Genomic DNA, 22,541 nt, shown 5'->3' on the forward strand with positions numbered 1-22,541 from the left:
GGTTGGAAGCTTGCGCAGCCAACAGCAAACAGCAGCCTGCAAGGCCACTGTCAGCAAGGGGCTTATAGGAGAGGGCGACAACCCCGTCAAGCAGGCTTAATTGGGTAAATTCCAAAAATATCAAGTAAAAACAATATCTTATATTTGAGGTATTATTTTACCTCACCCAGTGATCGGAAACCCGGCCCTGAATGTCGCTGATGACCGCGCGCACCTTCCGGCGCAATTCGCGCACGCCGTCGGTATCGTAATCCTGCGTTGGCAGCCTGAAAATCTTTCCATGCGTGAGTTCCGTCAGTTCATGGATGGCTTTCAGGGCAGGCGGGGTTTCCGTTCCGTCGAGATTTCCCGAAACCCGGAAGAACATCTGGCCTTCTTCCTTGAGCGCATAGAGCGTCGCCCGCAGCTCGCGGCGCTTCTGAATGAAATCGTCATTGTCGATCTCACCCTGCTTCAGCGTGCGCAGGGCAACGAGGGATGACGCGCAGCCGAGCACGCGCTGTCCCCATTCGATGAGTTGATTGTCCGCTTCCAGGCGGATCGCCTGCTTCGAGATCTGATTGGAATGATCGGCGAGCTCGTTGGCGTTCTGGGAGATCGAATTGGCGTTGCGGGCGATGACGACGGCGGCAATCGCCAGCACGGAGGTTGCGATCAGGTTCAGGAGGTCGAGCATCATGTGGGTCTGTCCTCTGCTCAGACGGGGCTCTTCCCGGCAGGGGGGATGGAATAGGTGCCCGTCGCGTGCGCGACCGTCAGCCTGTCGGGCCCGGCAACGATGTCGGCATCGAACACCATGAGGCTCCTGCCGAGCTTCAGAATCCGGCAGTGCGCATCGATGGGGCCTGCCTCGGCCTTGCGCGTGAAATTGATGTTCAGGTTGGTCGTCACCGAAAGCGCATCGGCGCCTGCATGGGTCAGCACCAGGACATAGCCGCCAATATCGGCGAGGGTGAACAGCGTGGGGCCGGATACCGTGCCGCCGGGGCGCAGATGGCGTTCGTCGGCATTAAGGCGCACCATGCATCCGCCGGAAAACACCTCGATGGCTTCATAATCGCGTCCGCCTTCGTTGAGTTGGGGATAGATGGACCCCATCAGTTCGTTGACCTGATCGACTGTCAGGCCGGGGTTATGCGTCGTCTGTGCTGGCATGGCATGGCTCCGGTCGAATGCCGCTTATGAGAAGCACATTTGCCGTGAAACTTCCAACAGGAGCATGCAGACCTCGCCAGGAAGGCGGCTGGCAGAGGTGGCGGGATATGAAATGACCGCGGCTGGAATTTAATTCTTCTTATCTGAGTAAATTGGGGATTTTCATTCCAAACAAATTGCATGGATGGAGTTTTCCGCTTTGCAACTTGCCTTGTTGGTCTCAATGATAGCATTGAGTTTCCGGTTTTCCCTTTCTGGAGGAATGAAATGTCGCAGAATGCCCCCGGCTTCAACACGCTCGCCGTTCACGCCGGTGCAAAGCCCGATCCGACCACCGGAGCCCGCGCGGTTCCGATTTACCAGACCACATCCTACGTCTTCAACGATGCCGATCATGCGGCCTCGCTGTTCGGCTTGCAGGCATTCGGAAACATCTACACCCGCATCATGAACCCGACGCAGGGCGCGCTTGAAGAGCGGGTGGCGGCACTTGAGGGCGGCACGGCAGCACTTGCCGTCGCGTCCGGTCACGCTGCGCAGCTTCTCGTCGCGCATACGCTGCTGAAGACTGGCGAAAACTTCATTGCGGCACGCCGTCTCTATGGCGGCACGATCAACCAGTTCGGCCATGCCTTCAAGAATTTCGGCTGGGAAGTGCGCTGGGGCGATCCCAAGGATCTGTCGACCTTCGAGTCGCAAATCGATGAGAAGACCAAGTTTGTCTTCGTCGAGAGCCTTGCCAACCCGAATGGCGAGTTCGTCGATATCGCGGCCATTGCCGACATCGCCCACAAGCACAGTCTGCCGCTGGTGGTCGACAACACGCTGGCCTCGCCCTATCTGGTGCGCCCGATCGAGCATGGCGCTGACATCGTCGTCCATTCGCTGACCAAGTTCATCGGCGGTCACGGCAATTCCATCGGCGGCATCATTGTCGATGGCGGCACCTTCGACTGGTCGAAGTCCGGCAAGTATCCGATGCTGTCGGAGCCGCGCCCGGAATATGGCGGCATCGTGCTGCACCAGACGTTTGGCAACTTCGCTTTCGCCATCGCCACGCGCGTGCTTGGCCTGCGCGATTTCGGCCCGGCCATTTCGCCCTTCAACGCCTTTATGATCCTCACCGGCCTTGAAACCCTGCCGCTGCGCATGCAGCGCCATTGCGACAATGCGCTGGCGGTGGCCGAATGGCTGTCGAAGCATCCCAAGGTGTCGTGGGTTTCCTATCCGGGCCTTGCCTCCGATCCGAACAATGCGCTGCAGAAGAAGTATTCGCCGCAGGGCGCGGGCGCCGTGTTCACCTTCGGCCTGAAGGGTGGCTACGATGCCGGCGTGAAGTTCGTCGAGGGACTGGAGATGTTCTCGCATCTTGCCAATGTCGGCGACACCAAGTCGCTCGTCATCCACCCTGCCTCGACCACGCACCGCCAGCTCTCCGACGAGCAGAAGACGCTGGCCGGTGCCGGCCCCGATACGGTTCGCCTGTCGGTCGGCATCGAGGACGTGAAGGACATCATCGCCGATCTGGAGCAGGCTCTGGCCAAGGCCTGATCTTCGCGTCAATAAGGGCTCCGGTTCGGACCGGAGCCCTTTTTTCAGGTCTGCATACGATATGTCGGAACAGAAATTCCTCACGCTCGACATTTCCGGCATCGAGCCGGAAACCGGTGCGCCCGCGCCGGAACGCATCATCTCAGGGGTACCCGTGTTCCGCACCTGGAACGCCGAGGAGCGTGACGGAGGCCTTTACGCGGGCGTCTGGGAATCAACGCCCGGCAAGTGGCGCATCGAATATGACGAATGGGAATATTGCCGTATCCTGTCCGGCGTTTCGGTGATCACCGGGGAGGGTGGTGAAGCCAGAACCGTACGCGCCGGCGATTCCTTTATCCTCAGGCCGGGCTTCAGGGGAATTTGGGAAGTCCTTGAAACGACTCGCAAGGAATATGTGATCCGCCTCTGAGCGATCGGCTGATCGTCACCCGGATGTCATGACCGGCAGGTAGCTGCGGCTTGTCCTTCCAACAAGCCAAGGAGGCCTCTCATGGTCACCCGCAGAAACATCATCAAGGGCGGCGCTGCGGCCGCGTTTTTCGCACCCTTCGCCGGTTTCACCGTCACCGGCGCTGCCGCGCAGGGCGGGCCGCTGTTCCGCTTCGGCATCGTCGCCGATCCGCAATATGCGCCCGTCGTCCCCAACCTGAAGTCCAACCGCTACTACGCAAACAGCCTCTGGAAGCTGTCCGAGGCCATCGAGGCCTTCAACAAAGAAGACCTTCAGTTCGTGGCCACGCTCGGCGACATCATCGATCGCCACTGGGAAAGTTTTTCCCATATCCTGCCGCTTTACGACAAGCTGAAGCACGAGCACTTCTTCGTGCTGGGCAATCACGACTATGACATTGCCAAGGAATATCTTGCCTCGGTCGTGCGCACCGTAGGCATGGACAAGGCCTATTACGACTTCACCGGCGGCGGCTATCGCTTCATCGTGCTCGACGGCAACGATGTCAGCACCTTTGCGCCGCCGGAAGGCGATCCGCGCCGCGAAATCGCCACCAAACGTCTGGACGAACTGAAGGCGCAGGGCGCCGAAAACGCGCAAAGCTGGAACGGCTCGCTGAGTGACGAGCAGTTCGCATGGGCCGAGGAAACCATGAAGAAGGCGCAGACCGCCGGCGAGAAGGTGATCGTTCTCAATCACTACCCCGTCTATCCGGCCAATGAGCACAACCAGTGGGATTCCGAGCGCATCGTGAAGATGCTGACCGGCTACGACAACTTCGTTGCCTATTTCAACGGCCACAACCACGCCGGCAATTATGGCGAGACCGGCGGCAAGCATTTCCTCAATTTCAAGGGCATGGTGGATACGCCCGACACCACCGCCTATGCAGTCGTCGAGGTTTATGGCGATCGCCTTGAAGTGCGCGGCGTTGGCCGTGAGGAAAGCCGCACGCTCAAGATCTGACGCTTTCTGCCTGTCGAAGATATGCGCCGGCCTTCATATGTGGGCCGGCGTTTCATTCCGGCTTGCGGCAATCTTAACGATAACTGCATCAGTCTCACCCTTGCGCAAGGGTGAGAGGCCATCCTATTTACGGGATGAGAAGCCAGAATGATTCAATGCCGGCCTTGCCATCGTTCCGTGCCGGACCATCTCGACAAGGACACTTCATGAGAGACCCGATCGAAACTTATATGAACCTCGTTCCGATGGTGGTCGAGCAGACCAATCGCGGCGAGCGGGCCTACGATATTTTCTCCCGCCTCCTGAAGGAGCGCATCATTTTCATCACGGGTCCGGTTGAGGACGGCATGGCGACACTGGTTTGCGCGCAGCTTCTGTTCCTCGAAGCCGAAAACCCGAAGAAGGAAATCTCCCTCTACATCAATTCGCCGGGCGGCGTGGTGACGAGCGGCATGGCGATCTACGACACCATGCAGTTCATCAAGCCGGCCGTTTCGACGTTGTGCATCGGTCAGGCCGCGTCCATGGGCTCGCTGCTGCTGTGCGCCGGCGAGCCCGGCATGCGGTTTGCCACGCCGAACGCCCGCATCATGGTTCACCAGCCTTCGGGCGGCTTCCAGGGCCAGGCATCCGACATCGAGCGCCATGCCCAGGACATCATCAAGCTCAAGCGCCGTCTCAACGAAGTCTACGTCAAGCACACAGGCAAGGACTACGAGACCATTGAAAAGACGCTCGACCGCGACCATTTCATGACTGCGGAAGAGGCGTTGGCCTTCGGCCTGATCGACAAGGTTCACTCCACGCGCGATGCCGCTGAGGCAGACACCGCTTCGGCATAAGACAGGCTTGGGCCGGGATGACGCGCTTTTGAGAAGATTTGCGGCATTTCGGCCACAATTTGCTGTTCCCACGGCTCGTGCGATTGCCTACGTTAAGGCAATGTTGATTTTCGACGGCTTAGCTTCAGCAAAGGCTTTAAGAGAATCATTGCCGCGTTTTCTGATTGGTGTTTCGTACGGAATACGTTGCAGGTGCTGGACAGGTCGGTAAAGGCGGATTTCCCGGGCTCATGGGAATGCGCCTGCTGATCGGGGCCCCGGTGGACGGTCATGAAAGGACTGGAAGATGAGCAAGGTCAGCAACAGCGGCGGCGGAGATTCCAAGAACACGCTCTACTGCTCGTTCTGCGGCAAGAGCCAGCACGAAGTGCGCAAGCTGATCGCCGGTCCCACGGTGTTCATCTGCGACGAGTGCGTCGAGCTGTGCATGGACATCATCCGCGAGGAGAACAAGACCTCGATGGTGAAGTCGCGCGAGGGTGTGCCCACCCCGCAGGAAATCATCACGGTTCTTGATGATTATGTGATCGGCCAGCCGCACGCCAAGCGCGTGCTGTCGGTTGCAGTTCACAACCACTACAAGCGCCTTGCCCATGCCGGCAAGAGCAACGACGTCGAGCTTTCGAAGTCGAACATCCTGCTCATCGGCCCGACGGGCTGCGGCAAGACGTTGCTGGCCCAGACGCTGGCGCGCATCATCGACGTTCCCTTCACCATGGCCGACGCCACCACGCTTACCGAAGCGGGCTATGTCGGCGAGGATGTCGAGAACATCATTCTGAAGCTGCTTCAGTCAGCCGACTACAATGTGGAACGTGCCCAAAGGGGTATCGTCTACATCGACGAAATCGACAAGATCAGCCGCAAGTCCGACAATCCCTCGATCACCCGCGATGTCTCGGGCGAGGGCGTGCAGCAGGCGCTTCTGAAGATCATGGAAGGCACCGTTGCCTCCGTGCCGCCGCAGGGTGGCCGCAAGCATCCGCAGCAGGAGTTCCTGCAGGTCGATACCGCGAACATCCTGTTCATCTGCGGCGGTGCTTTCGCGGGCCTCGACCGGATCATCTCCGACCGTGGCCGCAAGACCTCGATCGGTTTCGGCGCCAGTGTCGCCTCGCCGGAAGAGCGCCGCACGGGCGAGCTGTTACGTCAGGTTGAGCCGGAGGATCTGCTCAAGTTCGGCCTGATCCCCGAGTTCGTCGGCCGCCTGCCGGTTCTGGCGACGCTTGAGGATCTCGACGAGGCCGCTCTGGTCCAGATCCTGTCCGAGCCGAAGAATGCGCTGGTGAAGCAGTATCAGCGCCTGTTCGAGATGGAAAATGTCGAGCTGAGCTTCCACGAAAACGCGCTTGCCGCAATCGCCCGCCGCGCCATCGAGCGCAAGACCGGTGCGCGCGGCCTGCGTTCGATCATGGAAGCGATCCTGCTGGACACCATGTTCGAGTTGCCGGCGCTGGAAGGCGTGCGCGAGGTCGTCATCTCCGAGGAGGTGGTGTCCGGCAATGCGCGACCGCTCTACATCTACTCGGACGCCAAGGAAAAGAAGGGTAACGTCAGCGCCTGACGTTATCAGGCCCGGAAGCCGCCGAGCGGTCTCCGGGCTTTTGTCTCGCAGGCGCAATGACGGGCTCATCCGCAAGGCAGACAGACCGGCCGGCCCCGTAAACGGGCCAGAGTAAAGCGCGCCAGAGCCGCTTTAAGACCTCCACCCGGTTTATGGCGCATATCGCCACTTGATCTTTGCTTTGCCGGCATCCACCTAACGGGTGAGTTCGGGTATCTGGTCCGCGCTGCATGAGCCTCCGTCGCAAACGGTGGTAGGCGGAACGATCCCCGGTCGTTAATATAGGATTCGCGTTCGGCTAAAAGCGTGCGCGAAGGAAAGGTTTGACAATGGCCAAAACAGCCCGGTCCGCAGGCAGCGGTGTGTTCGCAGTTCTCCCCCTGCGCGACATCGTGGTCTTTCCGCACATGATCGTGCCGCTCTTTGTCGGCCGTGAAAAATCGATCAAGGCTCTCGAAGAGGTGATGGGTCAGGAAAAGCAGATCCTGCTCGCCACCCAGATGAACGCCGCTGACGATGATCCCGAAGCCGACGCCATCTATGAGGTGGGCACGCTCGCCAATGTGCTGCAGTTGCTGAAGTTGCCCGACGGCACCGTCAAGGTGCTGGTGGAAGGCACTTCGCGTGCCCGCATCGACAGCTTTACCGATCGCACGGATTTTCACGAGGCACATGCTTCCACGCTTGAGGAGCCTGCCGAGGACGAGGTCGAGATCGAGGCGCTTGCCCGGTCCGTGGTCTCTGACTTCGAGAACTACGTGAAGCTGAACAAGAAGATTTCTCCTGAGGTAGTGGGTGCCGCCAGCCAGATCGACGACTATTCCAAGCTCGCCGATACGGTTGCCTCGCATCTGGCCATCAAGATTCCCGAAAAGCAGGAGATGCTCTCCACGCTTTCGGTGAAGGAACGTCTTGAACGCGCCATGGGCTTCATGGAGGCGGAGATTTCCGTGCTTCAGGTCGAGAAGCGCATCCGCAGCAGAGTCAAGCGCCAGATGGAGAAGACCCAGCGCGAATACTACCTCAACGAGCAGATGAAGGCGATCCAGAAGGAGCTCGGCGAGGGCGAGGACGGCCGCGACGAAGCCGCCGAACTGGAAGCGCGCATCAAGAAGACCCGGCTTTCGAAGGAAGCCCGCGAGAAGGCGGAAGCGGAGCTGAAGAAGCTGCGCACAATGTCGCCCATGTCGGCGGAAGCCACCGTCGTGCGCAACTATCTCGACTGGCTGCTGTCGATTCCGTGGGGCCGCAATTCCAAGGTCAAGCAGGACCTCGAATTCGCCGAGGGCGTTCTCGATGCCGATCACTACGGGCTTGAGAAGGTCAAGGAGCGCATCGTCGAGTATCTGGCCGTGCAGAGCCGCCAGAAGAAGCTCAAGGGTCCGATCCTGTGCCTCGTCGGCCCTCCCGGCGTTGGCAAGACCTCGCTTGGCAAGTCGATCGCCAAGGCAACGGGTCGTGAGTTCGTGCGCATGGCGCTTGGCGGCGTGCGTGACGAGGCCGAGATCCGTGGCCACCGCCGCACCTATATCGGCTCGATGCCCGGCAAGGTCATCCAGTCGATGAAGAAGGCGAAGAAGTCCAACCCGCTGTTCCTTCTCGACGAGATCGACAAGCTGGGACAGGATTTCCGTGGCGATCCGTCTTCGGCCCTGCTGGAAGTGCTGGATCCCGAGCAGAACTCCGCCTTCATGGACCATTACCTCGAGGTCGAATATGACCTGTCGAGCGTGATGTTCGTGACGACGGCAAACTCGCTCAACATTCCGGCGCCGCTCATGGACCGCATGGAGATCATTCGCATCGCCGGTTACACCGAGGATGAGAAGGTCGAGATCGCCAGGCGGCACCTGCTGGCCAAGGTGGTGCGTGACCATGCCCTTCAGCCGAAGGAGTTCTCGGTTACGGACGACGCCATCCGCGCGATCATCCAGACCTACACCCGCGAGGCGGGCGTGCGGTCTCTGGAACGCGAGCTGATGAAGCTTGGCCGCAAGGCGGTGACGGAGATCCTGCGCACCAAGAAGAAGACGGTGAAGATCACCCGCGAAAACCTCGACCAGTATCTTGGCGTCGAGCGCTATCGCTTCGGCATGGCAGAGACGGACGATCAGGTCGGTGTCGTCACCGGTCTGGCATGGACCGAGGTTGGTGGCGAGCTGCTGACCATCGAGGGCGTCATGATGCCGGGCAAGGGTCGCATGACCGTGACCGGCAACCTGAAGGACGTGATGAAAGAATCGATCTCGGCGGCGGCATCCTATGTCCGCTCGCGGGCCATCGATTTCGGCGTGGAGCCGCCGCTTTTCGACAAGCGCGACATTCACGTCCACGTGCCGGAAGGGGCCACGCCCAAGGACGGTCCTTCGGCCGGTATCGCCATGGTCACGGCCATCGTCTCGGTGCTGACCGGCATTCCGGTGCGCGCTGACATCGCGATGACCGGCGAGGTGACGCTGCGCGGCCGTGTGCTGCCGATCGGCGGACTGAAGGAGAAGCTGCTGGCAGCACTTCGTGGCGGCATCAAGAAGGTGCTGATCCCCGAAGAGAACGCCAAGGACCTTGCCGAGATTCCGGACAACGTGAAAAACGGTCTGGAAATCGTCCCGGTCAGCCGTGTGGGCGAGGTTCTTCAGCATGCGCTGCTGCGCATGCCGGAGCCGATCGAGTGGGTCGAGCCGGTTGGTACGCCGGCTGCCGTCGACGCTTCTGACGACGCAGGAAAGTCGCTGGCGCATTAGAAACTGCTCACATTGCAGTGCATGAATCGAAAGGCCGGGCAAAAAGCCCGGCCTTTTTTGCTGAAAAGCCCGGAAAACAGGGGATTTTCGGGGCTGAAAGCCGTGATTTCGCTTGGTTGCGGCCTCGCTTCTTTTTAAAGTTCAGCTCCTGCCGGATGAGTCTTTCGTCCCGGTTTTCTCATGAAAGGGAAAGTTTATGAACAAGAACGAACTGGTGTCCGCTGTCGCCGATGCTGCGAAACTCTCCAAGGCTGACGCACAGTCGGCGGTTGATGCGGTTTTCTCCGTCATCACCGGCGAACTGAAGAACGGTGGCGACGTCCGGCTTGTCGGTTTCGGCAACTTCTCTGTGTCCAAGCGCGCGGCTTCGACCGGCCGTAACCCGCAGACCGGCGCCGAAGTTCAGATCCCCGCCCGCACCGTGCCGAAGTTCACTGCCGGCAAGGGCCTCAAGGACGCTGTCAACTAAGGTGCAGCCATCTCATCGGGGCAGCGCATGCCTCGTTCGGGACTTGCTAAAACCCCGTCGACTGATCGGCGGGGTTTTTTCTATTTGGGCTCATTGCTGCCATGCAGGCTCAAAGGGGGGCTGTGGCAATTGACTGGTGTCGGGTTGTGGCGAGGCTGCAGGTGTCCGGACTGATTTGCCGCAACCTTGGATTTCGGCGGCAAAAGCTGCTATCTGGCGCATCATGAATGATCTGGTCCGCCCCGTTCTCACTCCGCCCGACGGTCACCGCAAGGTGCTGCTGCACTCATGCTGCGCGCCCTGTTCCGGTGAGGTGATGGAAGCGATGCTCGCCTCCGGCATCGACTACACGATCTTCTTCTACAATCCCAACATTCACCCCGAGCGTGAATATCTCCTGCGCAAGGACGAGAACATCCGCTTCGCCGACAAACATGGCGTGCCGTTCGTGGATGCCGATTACGACAAGGACAACTGGTTTGCCCGCGCCAAAGGCATGGAATGGGAGCCGGAGCGGGGAATCCGCTGCACCATGTGTTTCGATATGCGGTTCGAGCGCACGGCGCTCTACGCTCACGAGCATGGCTTTCCCGTCATGACCAGCTCTCTGGGCATTTCGCGCTGGAAAAACATGGCGCAGATCAATGACTGCGGCAAGCGCGCCGCTGCTCCCTATGATGGGCTGTCTTACTGGGAATATAACTGGCGCAAGGGTGGCGGTGCCGCCCGCATGATCGAAATCAGCAAACGCGAAGAATTCTATCAGCAGGAATATTGCGGTTGCGTCTATTCTCTGCGCGACACGAACATTCACCGCCGCAATCAGGGGCGGTCACCGATCGTGCTTGGCGAGAATTATTATCACGAAGCGCCTGAAAACAAGGACGGCTGAATTCGGTCTCCGTCACCGCGGTATAGCAGGGGACGGCCATGCGCATCGCGGTGACGTGCGCAGACATTGCCTTCATCTGATCCGGTAAGGCTGGCAGATTTGGTCTGCTCTACACTGAAGCGTCACAGTGGGCTTCCAGAGGCTGCAGAGACTGTCCTGTTGAGGGCAAGCGGGCAGCTGTGCGAACACCTTCCGGAGGCGTTCAGCGTCGCTGTACGCTCGCTTTCCCTGCAAGCGCCAGAGGCTTGCTTCCAGGGAAGTGCTGGCTTTCGGCGATCAGTAGCCGCGCACATCGCAGCCGCCGGCTGACGACTTCTCAGATACAGGCTCACGCCCGAGCAGTTGCTCAACGGCATTCGCCGGAACGGCAGCGAATGAAATGACAATAGGGACGAGTGCGAGACCGATTCTGGCGTATTTCATCGAAAGTTCTCTCACGGAGCACCGCCATCAAATCCGAAACTGCCTTGTCTGCCGAGCGCCCACTTGTCGGCACTGTCTGCCGAAGAAGAAATGCCGGTCAGTGAAGCCGGAACAGATGCTCACGCAAAAATAGCGGATGATCCCGAATCGGTTTCCACGATGAGAGCCAGCTTCTGATTCTGTCTCGGCAGAGCCGGATATCTCCCGAACAATGACTGCGGGAGGGAAGCGCATCAGGCTCCGAATTGCCAGAGAGGCATTCAAAGCTTTGCCTGAAGATATTCTCATAAGGTTTTGAAAGAATGGCGCGAGTGACGGGGCTCGAACCCGCGACCTCCGGCGTGACAGGCCGGCACTCTAACCGACTGAGCTACACCCGCGCTTCGGACGGACACCGTTGATGTGTTCGTCGTTGGCGGCTGAATAGGGGGTTCCCTGACAGGTGTCAAGCGCTCCGGTGACGGTTCTGTGAAAAGATCGAATGTTTTTCCCGAAAGCCTGTTCAGGCCCTGTTTTACCACAGGCAGAGAGGGGGAATTGCCTCTTGGGGCTTGCGAAGCAGAACGGAACTTCGTAATGCTCCGCCCCGCTATGGGCGATTAGCTCAGTTGGTAGAGCGCTTCGTTTACACCGAAGATGTCGGCGGTTCGAGTCCGTCATCGCCCACCATAGCTTTCAGGATTTTTCGGTTTTGTCGCGAAGCGCTCTGCGGGTTCATGGGACCAGCGAAGACGCGCCAATGTTGCGCTGGTAATCCGGCGGATGACATGCACTGGGGCAGGGCATGGCCTCGATTGCACCCTATGATGCGGGGCCGCACGGGCGATCACTGCCTTCGGGAATGCTCTCGTCTTGAAGGCAGCGAAGCTGTGATGCTTTGATGCGGCTGGTAATATCGGAAAAGGGGCCGGATGATGATCAGTGATGTGGACAGGAAGCATCTGAGGCGCTGCGTTGAGCTGGCGGCCGAGGCGCTTTCTTCTGGCGACGAGCCTTTCGGATCGCTTCTCGTATCCCGGGAGGGCGTGGTTCTGTTCGAGGACCACAACCACGTGGCTGGCGGCGATCACACGCAGCATCCCGAATTCGCGATTGCCCGCTGGGCAGCGGAAAACATGACGCCTGAGGAAAGAGCGGCTGCCACAGTCTACACATCCGGCGAGCACTGCCCGATGTGCGCCGCGGCACATGGATGGGTTGGGCTGGGACGGATCGTCTTTGCCTGCTCTTCAAAGCAGCTGACCACCTGGCTGTCGGACCTCAACGTTCCTGCATCGAGAGTGCGCCCGCTGCCGATTGGCGAGGTGATCACGGGCACCGCTGTTGACGGGCCCGTCGAGGAATTCGCAGACGATGTACACAGCCTGCATGTCAGATTTCACCGATCGTAGACAGCGCTGAACAGCTCAGCCGGTCACGGAAAACGAAAACCCCGGCCGGAACCGGGGTTTTGTTTCGGATAGTGAAACGTCTCAGCGGCCGGGAGCAATCTGCTTCTTTGGAGCCGCCTGCGCCTTCGGTGCAGCGTCGCCCTTGTTCGTCGTCATGCTGCTGCCCCGGACCTTGCAGAAATAAGCTGCCTGCGCGTGGGAAACCTGCAAAGTGGTTCCGGTCGAGGTCACGCCGTTTTCGCACTTGATCGTGTAAACGCCGTTGAGCACGTGGATTGAATACGCGTAGGCGCCGGAGACCGGAGCGAGAAGCAAGACGGACGCAACGGCGGCTTTGGCGATGGTTTTGATGGTCATGGTTCATTCCTCCTCTTGAACATGCCGGAGGATGCCTGCCTCTGTTTGAACCTTGGCTGTAAACGCCATTCAGGAGGCGTTCAGCATGCATTTCGCTTTCGGCCGGCCTGAAATCGCATGCTGATGCCGGCCGCTGAATGACCCGGCAATGCTACAGATATTGCTCGATTGCCTTACCGGCCTTGAGGAAGCGCAGCGGATTGAGCGGCGTGCCGTTCTGGCGGACTTCATAGTGGAGATGGGGACCGGTCGACCGGCCGGTGTTTCCGGTGCGTCCGACAATGTCACCGGCCTCAACGTTCTGCCCTTCACTCACCGAGATTCGGCTGAGATGTGCGTAACGGGTTGAGAACCCCTGCCCATGGTCGATCTCGACCATGCGACCATAGCCGCCATTCCATCCGGCCTTGACCACGGTGCCCGCCGCGGATGCTCTGGCTTCCATCCCTACGGGAGCTCGAAAATCCATGCCCGAATGGAAAGCTGCCGAACCGATCAGCGGATCCCTGCGCACACCGAAGGTGCTGGTTACGGCATGACCGGGCGCGGGATTGGACAGAGGCAGCCGTCGCACCTCGCTCTTGACGTGGCTCAGCGTTTGCAGGGCCTCATCGAGTTCCCTGAGCCTCATGTCGAAAAGATTCGCCGTGTCGACCGGAATCAGCGGCCCACCGACATCGGTTCTGGCCATGCCGTCGGCCGGAAGATCCAGATCGACCGGCAGGCCTGCCGTTTCCAGGGCGTTGGAAATCGCGTCGGCGCTCAATGAAGCCGCATCGGCCAGCTGCGTGATGTGGGCAAGCTGATCGTCCTCGATCTCTTTGAGCGAGCGGTTGATGGTGACGAACAGCTCGTCGGCACGATCGGCTTGCGATGCAGGCTGTGCAGATGAGGCATAGGCTGTCATGACCGGCATGGGTGACGGATTCGCGCCGCGCGTGGTCCAGTTTGCGAAGGGATTGGCCCCGACAGCAGCGGCCCTGACCTGCTTCTCAGGTTTTTCGATCGAGCCGGTGATTTCAGGAACGGCGCTGTTGCGCTGCGAGGGCAGGGGAGCGCTGAGCGGCAACGGTCCGGAGATCTCGCGGCCGGCACGGTCCAGGATGGGCCCCAGGCGGCCATGGCGATCGCTCAGCCGGCTCTGACGCTCGATCAGTTCGGTGACCCTGGTTTCCATGAGTTGCTGGTCCAGCAGCTGCCGGCTGGTTATGCGATCCACCTGCGCACGAAGCGCAGAGATGCGGTCCTCATAGGCTTGCTGCACCCGCGCCTGCCGCGCAGTGGCGGCGCTGATGATGTTGTCGCGCAATACCAGATAGGATGTGGCGCCCAGATAACCGATCGACAGTGCAATGGCCAGGGACCCGGCCAGCGCCGCGATCCATGGCCGTACGGTAAAATGCCGGATCTCATCGCCCCGGGCGATGATCACCGTGTGCGGCTCTCTGCGCCTGCCAAATACCGATGACTGAACTGCTGTCACGATACGCCCCGTTAACCATTCCCACCTTCGATTTATGCGGTGTTAGGGTTAACAAAGCTTTGCCGTCTGATGGCGTGAAGGGCCGGATGGCCTTGTGAAATGAAAAAAAAGCCCGCTGTCAAAACAGCGGGCCATTGACGGGGAGGCAGTCTTAAAAAGCTTATCCGAATATCCACCACAGTATGATGATCGGGATCGGAACTCCAATCGCCCACAACAGCACGCTTCGCATATAGTCCTCCTTGGCTTGTTGCGGTCTCAACGCCTCTTGCGGAGGAAAGGTTCCCGCTACAAAGCGCGGGTTGCCTCAAGAACGGCTTGGGCATGGCCTTTCACCCGTACATTTCGCCAGATCTGCGCGATGCGTCCGTCGGGACCGATCAGAAATGTCGAGCGTTCGACGCCCATGTAGCTGCGCCCGTACATCTGCTTCTCCACCCAGACCCCATAAGCTTCCACGATCCTGCGCTCCTCATCGGCGGCAAGCGAAACCGTCAGATCGTGTTTGGCTTTGAATTTGTCATGCTTGGCGGCACTGTCGGGAGAAATGCCGATGACTGTCGCGCCAGCCTTGTCGAATTCGGGTTTGAGCTGCGAAAAGGCGATGGCTTCGCTGGTGCAGCCGCTAGTGTCGTCCTTTGGATAAAAATAGACGATCACCGGTTTGCCGGCGAAATCGGCCAGCCGCAGCGTGGCGCCGCCGTCGCCCGGCAGTTCGAACAGTGGGGCCTTGTCGCCTGTCTGAAGTTCGATTTCCCTTGTAGCTGTCATAGCTATGCCCTTGTTTGAGGTTACGCGGTGGGGCTCAGCAATATAAGCTTCTGCCGGGATTCGCGTTTGAGCACAGATGATGGCAAGAGCATAGGATGCGGCAAGCAAAACCCGAAGACGGCTTTGTGGTCTGAGCTTCCAACCGGGCATTGGTGTGGATAAGCAACTTCCGCAACATGAGAAAATCAGGTTTCGGCGCACGGAGATCGTGGATCTCGGCGCCCTGCCTTCTGCCGGATGCGCCCCGCCGCTTGGACGCGCGTCATTGCGGCGGCGTGCGCGCTGGCTGAAGCGTTTTCTTGCATCCGTCGCCATTCTCGCGGTGCTGCTGTGTGTGGCGGTCTATGGCATCAGTGCGTCGGGTGTCGGAACCGCGCGCCTCCAGCAGGAGGCTGAGGCTGCCATTCGCCGGCTGGCCGAGACCGATGTGAAGGTCGAGAGCGGCCCGGCAGGCGTCACGCTGGACGGATCCAGCTTCCTTGCCCTTCAGGTCCGTGACCTCAGCCTCCTGAGCGAAGATGGCAGGCCCATGCTTCAGGCGGGCAGTGTCCGTTTCGGTATGCGGGCCCTGCCGCTGGTAACGGGCGAGGTTCGCCTGACCAGCGCCAGACTGTCCGATGCGCGCATCGATCTTGCGGCGCTGCCTTCGGCCGGGGGCGACTGGGCGGCGTCGCTGCGCGACGGGCAGGGGCTGATCGATCCCGACAAGGTCATTGCCGCTGTCTTTGACGGGGTTCGTGAGGCGCTGGATGCCGTCAGGCTCGATTCCGTGCGCAGCATCAGGCTGATCAATGTCGAGGTGGCGCTGCCTGAGGAAAGTGGTTTGGGATCCGTGAAGATCGCCGATGCGGTGGTCCGGCAGGCGGGAACCGATCGCATGGAGCTTTCCACATCGGCCTCGATCGATGGCCGCGCCCTCACATTGGCTGGAACCGCGGCGCAGGAAGCCGGAACGCGGCGCATCACCGATCTCGACGCCACCATCGAAATAGCCGGAGACCGGCGTGAGCTTTTCTGGCCGGGCGCAGGCCATGAAGTTGGTTCGGGAACGCTTCGGCTGACCGGAGCTGAAGGCGCGGGAGAAAATCAGTCGCGGCTGAACGCGGTGCTGAAACTTCAGGGCTCGGCACTGGATCTGGGAAAAAACGGGCTGGTGACAGGAGACGTTGCCATCGAAGCCGTTCTGGAAAACGGCTCGAACAAGATTGATGTCAGCCGGTTACAGCTTAACACCGGCCAGTCAAGCTTCGCCTTTGAGGGCTCGATCGGACCCCGGCCGGTTGGCGCGTCGCCGGATGACAAGCCTGCCTACCGCTATGATTTTGTCAGCGATGGATCGAGCCTTTCTCCGGATGATTCGTCGGAGCCGGCGCTGAAATTTCTGACCCGGATTGCCGGCACTTACGACGTGCAGAGCCGCAGGCTCGTTGCCGATACCATCGCTGTCCGCTCGGGCGCTGGTGGCGATGCCGTCGGCATGGGGGCGGTCCAGTTTGCCGAGGGCAAGGTGCCGGGCGTGTTTCTGGCGCTGACGGTTCACGATATGCCCGTCTCCCATGCCAAGCAGCTGTGGCCATGGATGGCGGCCGGAAGTGCCCGCCAGTGGGTGCTGAAGAATCTCTTCGGCGGGCGGGTGAAGGAAGCCAGCCTGCACTACGATTTGCCGCCGGGACGTCTTGGCTCCGGTTTGCCTCCGGGACCTAAGGAGGTGTTTGGCCGGTTCGATGTCGAAAACACGCGTTTCGATACGGCCGGGCATATCCCGCCGGTGCGCGATGCGGTGGGCCGGATCGAGTTCGAGGGCACGAAAGTGCGCATCTCGCTCGATTCCGGAACCGTCTACATGCCAAGCGGGCGCATTGCTGCGGCAAGCAACGGCACGCTGACGGTCGACGACGCCGAGAAGCGCCCGGTGATCGGCAAGCTGGACATCGATGTCGAGGGCGAGGCCGACGCGATTGTCGAGCTTGCGTCCTACGAGCCGATCAGCGCCATGCGCTATGTGGGCATGAAGCCGGAGGATTTTTCCGGCCATGTGACCGGCAATGTGAAGGCGGATATCCCCCTTCAGTCTGGCGCCGATGTCAGCAAGCTGAACTGGCTGGTTGCGCTCGACTACACGGATCTGGGGCTTCAGCGCGAATTCGACGGCCAGAACGTGTCGGGCGCCAACGGCTCGATCGTGGTGGACCCGGATAAGGCCACCATTACCGCCAACGCCACCCTGAACGGCATCCCGGCGGAAATCAGTCTGGTGGAGCCGCTGAAGCCGGGGGAGAGTCATGCCCGCAGCCGCAAGGTCGCTCTGATACTGGATGACAAGCTGCGCGAGAAGATGATGCCCGGACTTGCCGGGCTCCTCAGCGGCACGATGAAGGTTGGACTGGAGAACAGGCCCGACGGCTTGCGCGCCCTTACCACCGATCTGACCTCGACAAAGCTGACGATCCCATGGGTAGGCTGGAGCAAGGGAGCGGGCATCCCTGCCCAGCTTTCCCTTTTGATGAAGACCGAAGGCACCAACACCAGGCTTTCCAATATCAGTCTGGACGGAAAAAGCTTCTCCCTGCGCGGAGAGGTGCAGCTTTCAGGCGGCGCCCTGTCTTCCGCGACCTTCGAGAAGGTACGGCTGAACCGCGATGACGATGTCGCCGTTTCGATTCGCCGCAACGGGTCGGGCTACAAGGTGGACGTGTCAGGCGCTGTTCTCGATGCCCGCTCGGTGATCAGGCAGTTTACCGCCGAGCCCGCTGGGTCGGGCAAGAAGGGGGCGAATCGCGACGCGATTTCCCTGACCGCCAACGTGGCGCGGCTGAGCGGCTTCCATGGCGAGGTGCTTGGCGGCTTCAGGCTGAACTACGACGCGACCGGCTCGCGTATCAACGCGCTCAAGGCAAGCGCGATGACCGGCGATGGCGCCACGGTGACAGCTGAAGCGGGTATGAGCGGCAATCAGCGCACCATGACGATGCGATCCGCCAATGCGGGAGCCGTGTTGCGTTTTCTCGATGTTTACCGGAACGTTCAGGGTGGTGGCATTTCCATCGCTCTGCAAGGTGGCGTTGATGGTCCGCTGCGCGGTAAGATCGATGCACGCGATTTTCTGGTGGTCAACGAGCCGAAGCTCGCCTCGATCGTATCCACCACGCCAAAGGGCGACAGCCGCAGCCTCAATCAGGCTGTACGCGGTGACATGGACACTTCACGCGTTCAGTTCGAGCGCGGCTTCACGGAGGTGGAGACCGGCACGGGCTATGTGAAGCTCGCCAATGGCGTGTTGCGCGGACCGCTGATCGGCACCACTTTCCAGGGTATCCTCTACGATCAGAACGACAATATGGACATGACCGGCACCTTCATGCCGGCCTATGGTTTCAATCGCATTTTCGGCGAGTTGCCTCTGGTCGGCGCGATTCTGGGCAATGGCCGCGACCGGGGTCTGATCGGCGTCACCTACAGGCTGCGCGGCAACGTGAAAAAGCCGGAACTCGAAATCAATCCGCTTTCGGTCATCGCACCGGGAATCTTTCGCTCGATCTTTGAATACAGATAGAGCCTGAACGAGGCTGCCCTGCCTGCCATTGTTTGGCAGGCAGGGCAGTGCCGCGCTTACTCCGCCATCAACCGCATCTGCGGCTGGCCATTGCCGCGCAGGGCCGGCGAAACACCGCGCTCGTCCACGGTGGCGGTGACGCGCTGGCGCAGGGCGGCGAACATGAGGTTGGGCGTGACGTTCACCGGCTGGTCGAACAGCACCGTGACTTTCAGGCGCCGCATGCCGGAAACAAGCTGTGCGCCGATCAGAACCCCTGAAAAGGGCTGTTCGAGATAGAAGCCACGCACACGCATGCCGATCTGAAAGGGCACGGCCGTGCGTTCCGGCAGAACCGCACGCGCGGTGTTCCAGTCCCGGTAGCCATGGGAGCGGGCCACCGCTTCCAGAGCAGCGCTGTGGGTCATGGGTTGGCCGGACCGGGCGTGATGCTCGCGAAGGTTTCTGGCCTCGGTCTTCAGCGATTGTGAAGACGGGGTGTCGAGGGATAAAGACATGTCGGGTCTCTCCGAAATGGAGGCGACTTCCTGCATGGGAGCCCGCATTGCCATGATGCGCCCCGGGAGAAAACAACCGAAGGGTCATCGATAAGGCTGGGCTTCACCATGGATCATGCGATCCGCGGGCGGCAGGCGCCAGCAACCGATGCTCCAGATGGGCTCTCTTTATCGACAAGTCAAGGGCGAAGCGGCCGGACGGGTGCTGCGCGTCGCACCCATCCGGAAAAAGCAAATTTGGCCGGTCCGGTCAGACCGGACGAACCAGAATGTGTTTTTTCTTGCCGAGAGAAAGCTTTGCGACGTTTTCCGGATTCAGATCCTGAGCCGTCACGACAAGCTTGTCATCGGCGACAGGCTGGTCGTTGAGACGGATGGCGCCGCCCTGAATGTGCCGGCGGGCCTCGCCGTTGGACGATGCCAGACCGGCACTGACCAGCAGCGACAGGATGCCGATGCCGGCCTCAAGTGCTGCGCTCTCCACCTCGACAGTGGGCAGGGTCTGCGCCAGTGCGCCTTCCTCGAAGGTCTTGCGCGCCGTTTCCGCGGCCTCTTCGGCGGCCTTGCGGCCATGCAGCAGAGCGGTGATCTCGGTGGCGAGGATCTTCTTCGCTTCGTTGATCTCGGCGCCGCCCAGTGCCGCCAGCTTCGCCACCTCATCGAGCGGCATCGTGGTGTAGAGCTTCAGGAAGCGCTCGACGTCGGCATCCTCGGTATTGCGCCAGTACTGCCAGAAGTCATACGGGCTCAGCATGTCCGGGTTGAGCCAGATGGCGCCGCCGAGCGACTTGCCCATCTTGGCGCCCGAAGCGGTGGTGAGCAGCGGCGTGGTCAGCGCGTAGAGCTGCGACGTGCCCATGCGGTGGCCGAGATCGATGCCGTTGACGATGTTGCCCCACTGGTCAGAGCCGCCCATCTGCAGGCGTATGCCATAGCGCTTGTTCAGCTCCACATAGTCGTAGGCCTGCAGGATCATGTAGTTGAATTCGAGGAACGACAGCGACTGGTCGCGGTCGAGTCGCAGCTTCACGGAATCGAAGGACAGCATGCGGTTGACCGAGAAGTGCCGGCCCACATCGCGCAGGAATTCCAGATAGTTCAGCGGCAGCAGCCAGTCGGCATTGTTGACCATGAGCGCATCGCGCGGGCCCTCGCCGAAGGTCAGGTAGTTGGAAAACACCTTTTTGATGCCATCCATGTTTTCCTGAATGGTCTGCGGCGTCATCAGCTTGCGCGCCTCGTCCTTGAACGAGGGATCGCCGACCATGCCGGTGCCGCCACCCATCAGGGCCACAGGGCGATGACCAGTCTTCTGCATCCAGTGCAGCATCATGATCTGGATCAGACCGCCCGCATGAAGGCTCGGCGCGGTCGGATCGAAGCCGATATAAGCCGATACCGTCTCCTTCGCGAACAGCTCGTCGAGGCCGGTTTCATCCGAGATCTGGTGGATGAAGCCGCGCTCACTCATGATGCGCAGGAAGTCGGATTTGAAGGCGGTCATTTTTCTTTTCCCGAAAGCACCGGCAAACTGGCACCGGCGTGGCAAGTGTGACCGCGCGCGTTTAGCATCCGTTGACATGGAATCACAAGGACGGCGAGCCAAATGGCGACAATCTGCGCACTCGGCCTGATGAGCGGCACCTCGATGGACGGTATCGATCTCGCTCTGCTGCGGACCGATGGTGTCGATATCGTCGAACAGGGTCCCGGTTCTTTCGTGCCTTATGACGCTGCCTTCCGCGCGCGCATCGTGGCGGGGCTGGAAGAGACAAAGCAGATCGGGCAGCGGATGGAACGGTCGGGTAGCCTTGCAGCGCTTGAGCAGGACATAACCCGCCGCCATGCCGATGCGGTGGCTGCATTTCTCGCCGGTGCGGCAGGCTCATGGGGAAAGCCCGAACTCATCGGCTTTCACGGGCAGACGGTGCTGCACCGCCCGCAGCAGGCGCTCACCGTTCAGCTCGGCGACGGGCAGATGCTGGCCGACCTGACCGGTCTGCCGGTGGTGTTCGACATGCGCGCCGAAGACATGCGCCATGGCGGGCAGGGCGCGCCGCTGGTGCCGGCCTATCATGCCGCGCTGGCACGTTCGCTGCCGTCCGGGCTTGCGCGGTTCCCGGTGGTGCTGGTCAATATCGGTGGCATTTCCAACATCAGCTATGTGCCGGAACATGGCGACCCGATCGCGTTCGACACGGGTCCGGGCAACGGGCTGATCGACCAGTGGGTGGCGCGAGAGGCGGGCGTGCCTTTCGATGCCGATGGCGCGATCGCTGGCAAGGGCACGACGGTCCGGGAGGTCGTCGCCCGCTATCTGGCAAAACCGTTCTTTTCGCAGGGCGGGCCGAAATCGCTCGACCGCAGCGATTTCACTGTGGCCGAAGCCGAAGGGCTGAATGTGGCGGATGGGGCGCGGACGCTGGCGGCGGTGTCGGCGGCCGCGATCCTGAAATCGGCGGAGCATTTGCCGGAAAAGCCGAAGCTGTGGATCATCTGCGGCGGCGGTCGCAAGAACCCGCACATCATGCACGACCTGAAGGCTGGAGCAAAAGTCGCCGGCTCCGAAGTGATTTCCGCCGAGCAGGCCGGTTTCGACGGCGACGCCACCGAGGCGGAAGCGTGGGCCTATCTGGCGGTGCGGTCGCGGAACGGGCTGCCGCTCACCTTTCCGACCACGACGGGGTGCGAAAAGCCGGTGAGCGGCGGGGTAATGGTAAAGCCGTTACCTTAGGCGCTTGGGGCGCGGATCGGACAGCTCGCCTGCGAGACGGCGGTCGAGATAGTCGGCGCACTCTTCGAGAAGCAGCTCGGCATCATTGGAGAAGAAATGATTGGCGCCCGGCAGGGTCTTCTGCGTGATCGTGATGCCCTTTTGCGTATGCAGCTTGTCGACCAGTCCCTGAACGTCCTTCGGCGGCGCCACCTTGTCGGCGTCGCCGTGGATGATGAGCCCCGACGAGGGGCAGGGCGCGAGGAACGAGAAATCGTAGGTGTTGGGCTGTGGCGCGATGGACATGAAGCCTTCGATTTCCGGGCGGCGCATCAGCAACTGCATGCCGATCCAAGCACCGAACGAATAGCCCGCAACCCAGCAGCTCTTGGAATCGGGATGCAGCGACTGCACCCAGTCGAGCGCGGCGGCCGCATCCGACAGTTCACCCACGCCATGGTCGAATTCGCCCTGGCTGCGGCCGATGCCGCGGAAATTGAACCGCAGCGTGGTGAAACCGCGCTTCTGGAACATGTAGAAGAGGTCGTAGACGATCTTGTTGTTCATCGTCCCGCCGAACTGCGGGTGCGGGTGAAGGATGATCGCGATGGGCGCGCTCTTTTCCTTCGACGGCTGATAGCGACCTTCCAGCCGACCGGCGGGACCCGTAAATATGACCTCAGGCATTAAGAACTCCGACTGAAAACCAACCGGCGGTG

19 protein-coding genes and 2 tRNA genes are annotated in these 22,541 nt (G+C 60.7%); 12 read left to right on the forward strand and 9 right to left on the reverse strand.

Annotation, left to right across the window (positions count from 1 at the left end):
- Positions 1-157: 157 nt before the first annotated feature.
- Positions 158-679 (reverse strand): hypothetical protein, encoded by a 522-nt coding sequence (locus tag MIC97_RS00575; protein WP_239798434.1) that lies wholly within the window; start codon positions 677-679, stop codon positions 158-160.
- Between the two features lie 17 nt (positions 680-696).
- Entirely contained in the window at positions 697-1,155 is a 459-nt protein-coding gene (locus tag MIC97_RS00580) for a PaaI family thioesterase (RefSeq protein WP_239798435.1), read from the reverse strand.
- A 267-nt stretch (positions 1,156-1,422) separates the two neighbouring features.
- Here MIC97_RS00580 and MIC97_RS00585 point away from each other — a divergent pair, with 267 nt between their 5' ends.
- From MIC97_RS00585 to MIC97_RS00620, 8 genes are all read left to right on the forward strand, one after another.
- The gene (locus tag MIC97_RS00585) at positions 1,423-2,706 is read left to right on the forward strand and encodes an O-acetylhomoserine aminocarboxypropyltransferase (RefSeq protein WP_239798436.1); all 1,284 of its coding nucleotides are present in this window, start codon (positions 1,423-1,425) and stop codon (positions 2,704-2,706) included.
- Positions 2,707-2,767: 61 nt separating this feature from the next.
- The gene (locus MIC97_RS00590) at positions 2,768-3,118 is read left to right on the forward strand and encodes a cupin domain-containing protein (RefSeq protein ID WP_239798437.1); all 351 of its coding nucleotides are present in this window, start codon (positions 2,768-2,770) and stop codon (positions 3,116-3,118) included.
- 81 nt (positions 3,119-3,199) lie between these two features.
- Entirely contained in the window at positions 3,200-4,126 is a 927-nt protein-coding gene (locus MIC97_RS00595; RefSeq protein ID WP_239798438.1) for a metallophosphoesterase, read from the forward strand.
- A gap of 206 nt (positions 4,127-4,332) precedes the next feature.
- The gene (locus MIC97_RS00600) at positions 4,333-4,968 is read left to right on the forward strand and encodes an ATP-dependent Clp protease proteolytic subunit (protein WP_239798439.1); all 636 of its coding nucleotides are present in this window, start codon (positions 4,333-4,335) and stop codon (positions 4,966-4,968) included.
- Between the two features lie 286 nt (positions 4,969-5,254).
- Complete coding sequence (gene clpX / locus MIC97_RS00605; RefSeq protein WP_239798440.1) at positions 5,255-6,532, forward strand: ATP-dependent Clp protease ATP-binding subunit ClpX; 1,278 nt, start codon at positions 5,255-5,257, stop codon at positions 6,530-6,532.
- 329 nt (positions 6,533-6,861) lie between these two features.
- The gene (gene lon, locus MIC97_RS00610; RefSeq protein ID WP_239798441.1) at positions 6,862-9,273 is read left to right on the forward strand and encodes an endopeptidase La; all 2,412 of its coding nucleotides are present in this window, start codon (positions 6,862-6,864) and stop codon (positions 9,271-9,273) included.
- A gap of 196 nt (positions 9,274-9,469) precedes the next feature.
- Positions 9,470-9,742: a DNA-binding protein HupB gene (gene hupB, locus MIC97_RS00615; RefSeq protein WP_183829038.1), complete on the forward strand. Its 273-nt coding sequence runs from the start codon at positions 9,470-9,472 to the stop codon at positions 9,740-9,742.
- Between the two features lie 223 nt (positions 9,743-9,965).
- The gene (locus MIC97_RS00620) at positions 9,966-10,634 is read left to right on the forward strand and encodes an epoxyqueuosine reductase QueH (protein WP_239798442.1); all 669 of its coding nucleotides are present in this window, start codon (positions 9,966-9,968) and stop codon (positions 10,632-10,634) included.
- Between the two features lie 726 nt (positions 10,635-11,360).
- On the opposite strand, the gene MIC97_RS00625 is transcribed toward MIC97_RS00620, so the two are convergent.
- Positions 11,361-11,437: transfer RNA gene (locus MIC97_RS00625), tRNA-Asp, on the reverse strand.
- Positions 11,438-11,650: 213 nt separating this feature from the next.
- Here MIC97_RS00625 and MIC97_RS00630 point away from each other — a divergent pair.
- Positions 11,651-11,726, forward strand: a tRNA-Val gene (locus MIC97_RS00630).
- A 242-nt stretch (positions 11,727-11,968) separates the two neighbouring features.
- Entirely contained in the window at positions 11,969-12,448 is a 480-nt protein-coding gene (locus MIC97_RS00635) for a nucleoside deaminase (protein WP_239798443.1), read from the forward strand.
- An 81-nt stretch (positions 12,449-12,529) separates the two neighbouring features.
- Here the strand turns inward: MIC97_RS00635 and MIC97_RS00640 are convergent, their stop codons facing one another.
- From MIC97_RS00640 to bcp, 3 genes are all read right to left on the reverse strand, one after another.
- Positions 12,530-12,805, reverse strand: a complete 276-nt coding sequence (locus MIC97_RS00640) for a hypothetical protein (RefSeq protein WP_239798444.1) — start codon at positions 12,803-12,805, stop codon at positions 12,530-12,532.
- 151 nt (positions 12,806-12,956) lie between these two features.
- A complete protein-coding gene (locus tag MIC97_RS00645; protein ID WP_239800988.1) occupies positions 12,957-14,291 on the reverse strand; it encodes a M23 family metallopeptidase in 1,335 nt (444 codons plus the stop codon).
- Positions 14,292-14,576: 285 nt separating this feature from the next.
- Positions 14,577-15,059 carry a thioredoxin-dependent thiol peroxidase gene (bcp, locus tag MIC97_RS00650; protein ID WP_239798445.1) on the reverse strand — a complete coding sequence of 161 codons (483 nt, stop codon included), beginning with the start codon at positions 15,057-15,059 and terminating at the stop codon, positions 14,577-14,579.
- Positions 15,060-15,267: 208 nt separating this feature from the next.
- On the opposite strand from bcp, the gene MIC97_RS00655 reads away from it, so the two are divergent.
- Positions 15,268-18,612, forward strand: a complete 3,345-nt coding sequence (locus tag MIC97_RS00655; RefSeq protein ID WP_239798446.1) for a DUF3971 domain-containing protein — start codon at positions 15,268-15,270, stop codon at positions 18,610-18,612.
- Positions 18,613-18,668: 56 nt separating this feature from the next.
- On the opposite strand, the gene MIC97_RS00660 is transcribed toward MIC97_RS00655, so the two are convergent.
- Together MIC97_RS00660 and tyrS are read right to left on the reverse strand one after the other, a co-directional pair.
- Positions 18,669-19,109: a glyoxalase superfamily protein gene (locus MIC97_RS00660; RefSeq protein ID WP_239798447.1), complete on the reverse strand. Its 441-nt coding sequence runs from the start codon at positions 19,107-19,109 to the stop codon at positions 18,669-18,671.
- A gap of 250 nt (positions 19,110-19,359) precedes the next feature.
- The gene (gene tyrS, locus MIC97_RS00665) at positions 19,360-20,613 is read right to left on the reverse strand and encodes a tyrosine--tRNA ligase (protein WP_239798448.1); all 1,254 of its coding nucleotides are present in this window, start codon (positions 20,611-20,613) and stop codon (positions 19,360-19,362) included.
- A gap of 102 nt (positions 20,614-20,715) precedes the next feature.
- On the opposite strand from tyrS, the gene MIC97_RS00670 reads away from it, so the two are divergent.
- Entirely contained in the window at positions 20,716-21,843 is a 1,128-nt protein-coding gene (locus MIC97_RS00670) for an anhydro-N-acetylmuramic acid kinase (RefSeq protein ID WP_239798449.1), read from the forward strand.
- On the opposite strand, the gene MIC97_RS00675 is transcribed toward MIC97_RS00670, so the two are convergent.
- On the reverse strand, positions 21,835-22,509 hold the full coding sequence (locus MIC97_RS00675; RefSeq protein WP_183829067.1) for an alpha/beta hydrolase: 675 nt from the start codon (positions 22,507-22,509) through the stop codon (positions 21,835-21,837). The genes MIC97_RS00670 and MIC97_RS00675 overlap by 9 nt on opposite strands.
- Positions 22,510-22,541 lie beyond the last annotated feature (32 nt).

The sequence above is a fragment of the Aquamicrobium sp. NLF2-7 genome, assembly GCF_022359935.1.
GTDB classification, from domain to species: Bacteria; Pseudomonadota; Alphaproteobacteria; order Rhizobiales; family Rhizobiaceae; genus Mesorhizobium; species Mesorhizobium lusatiense.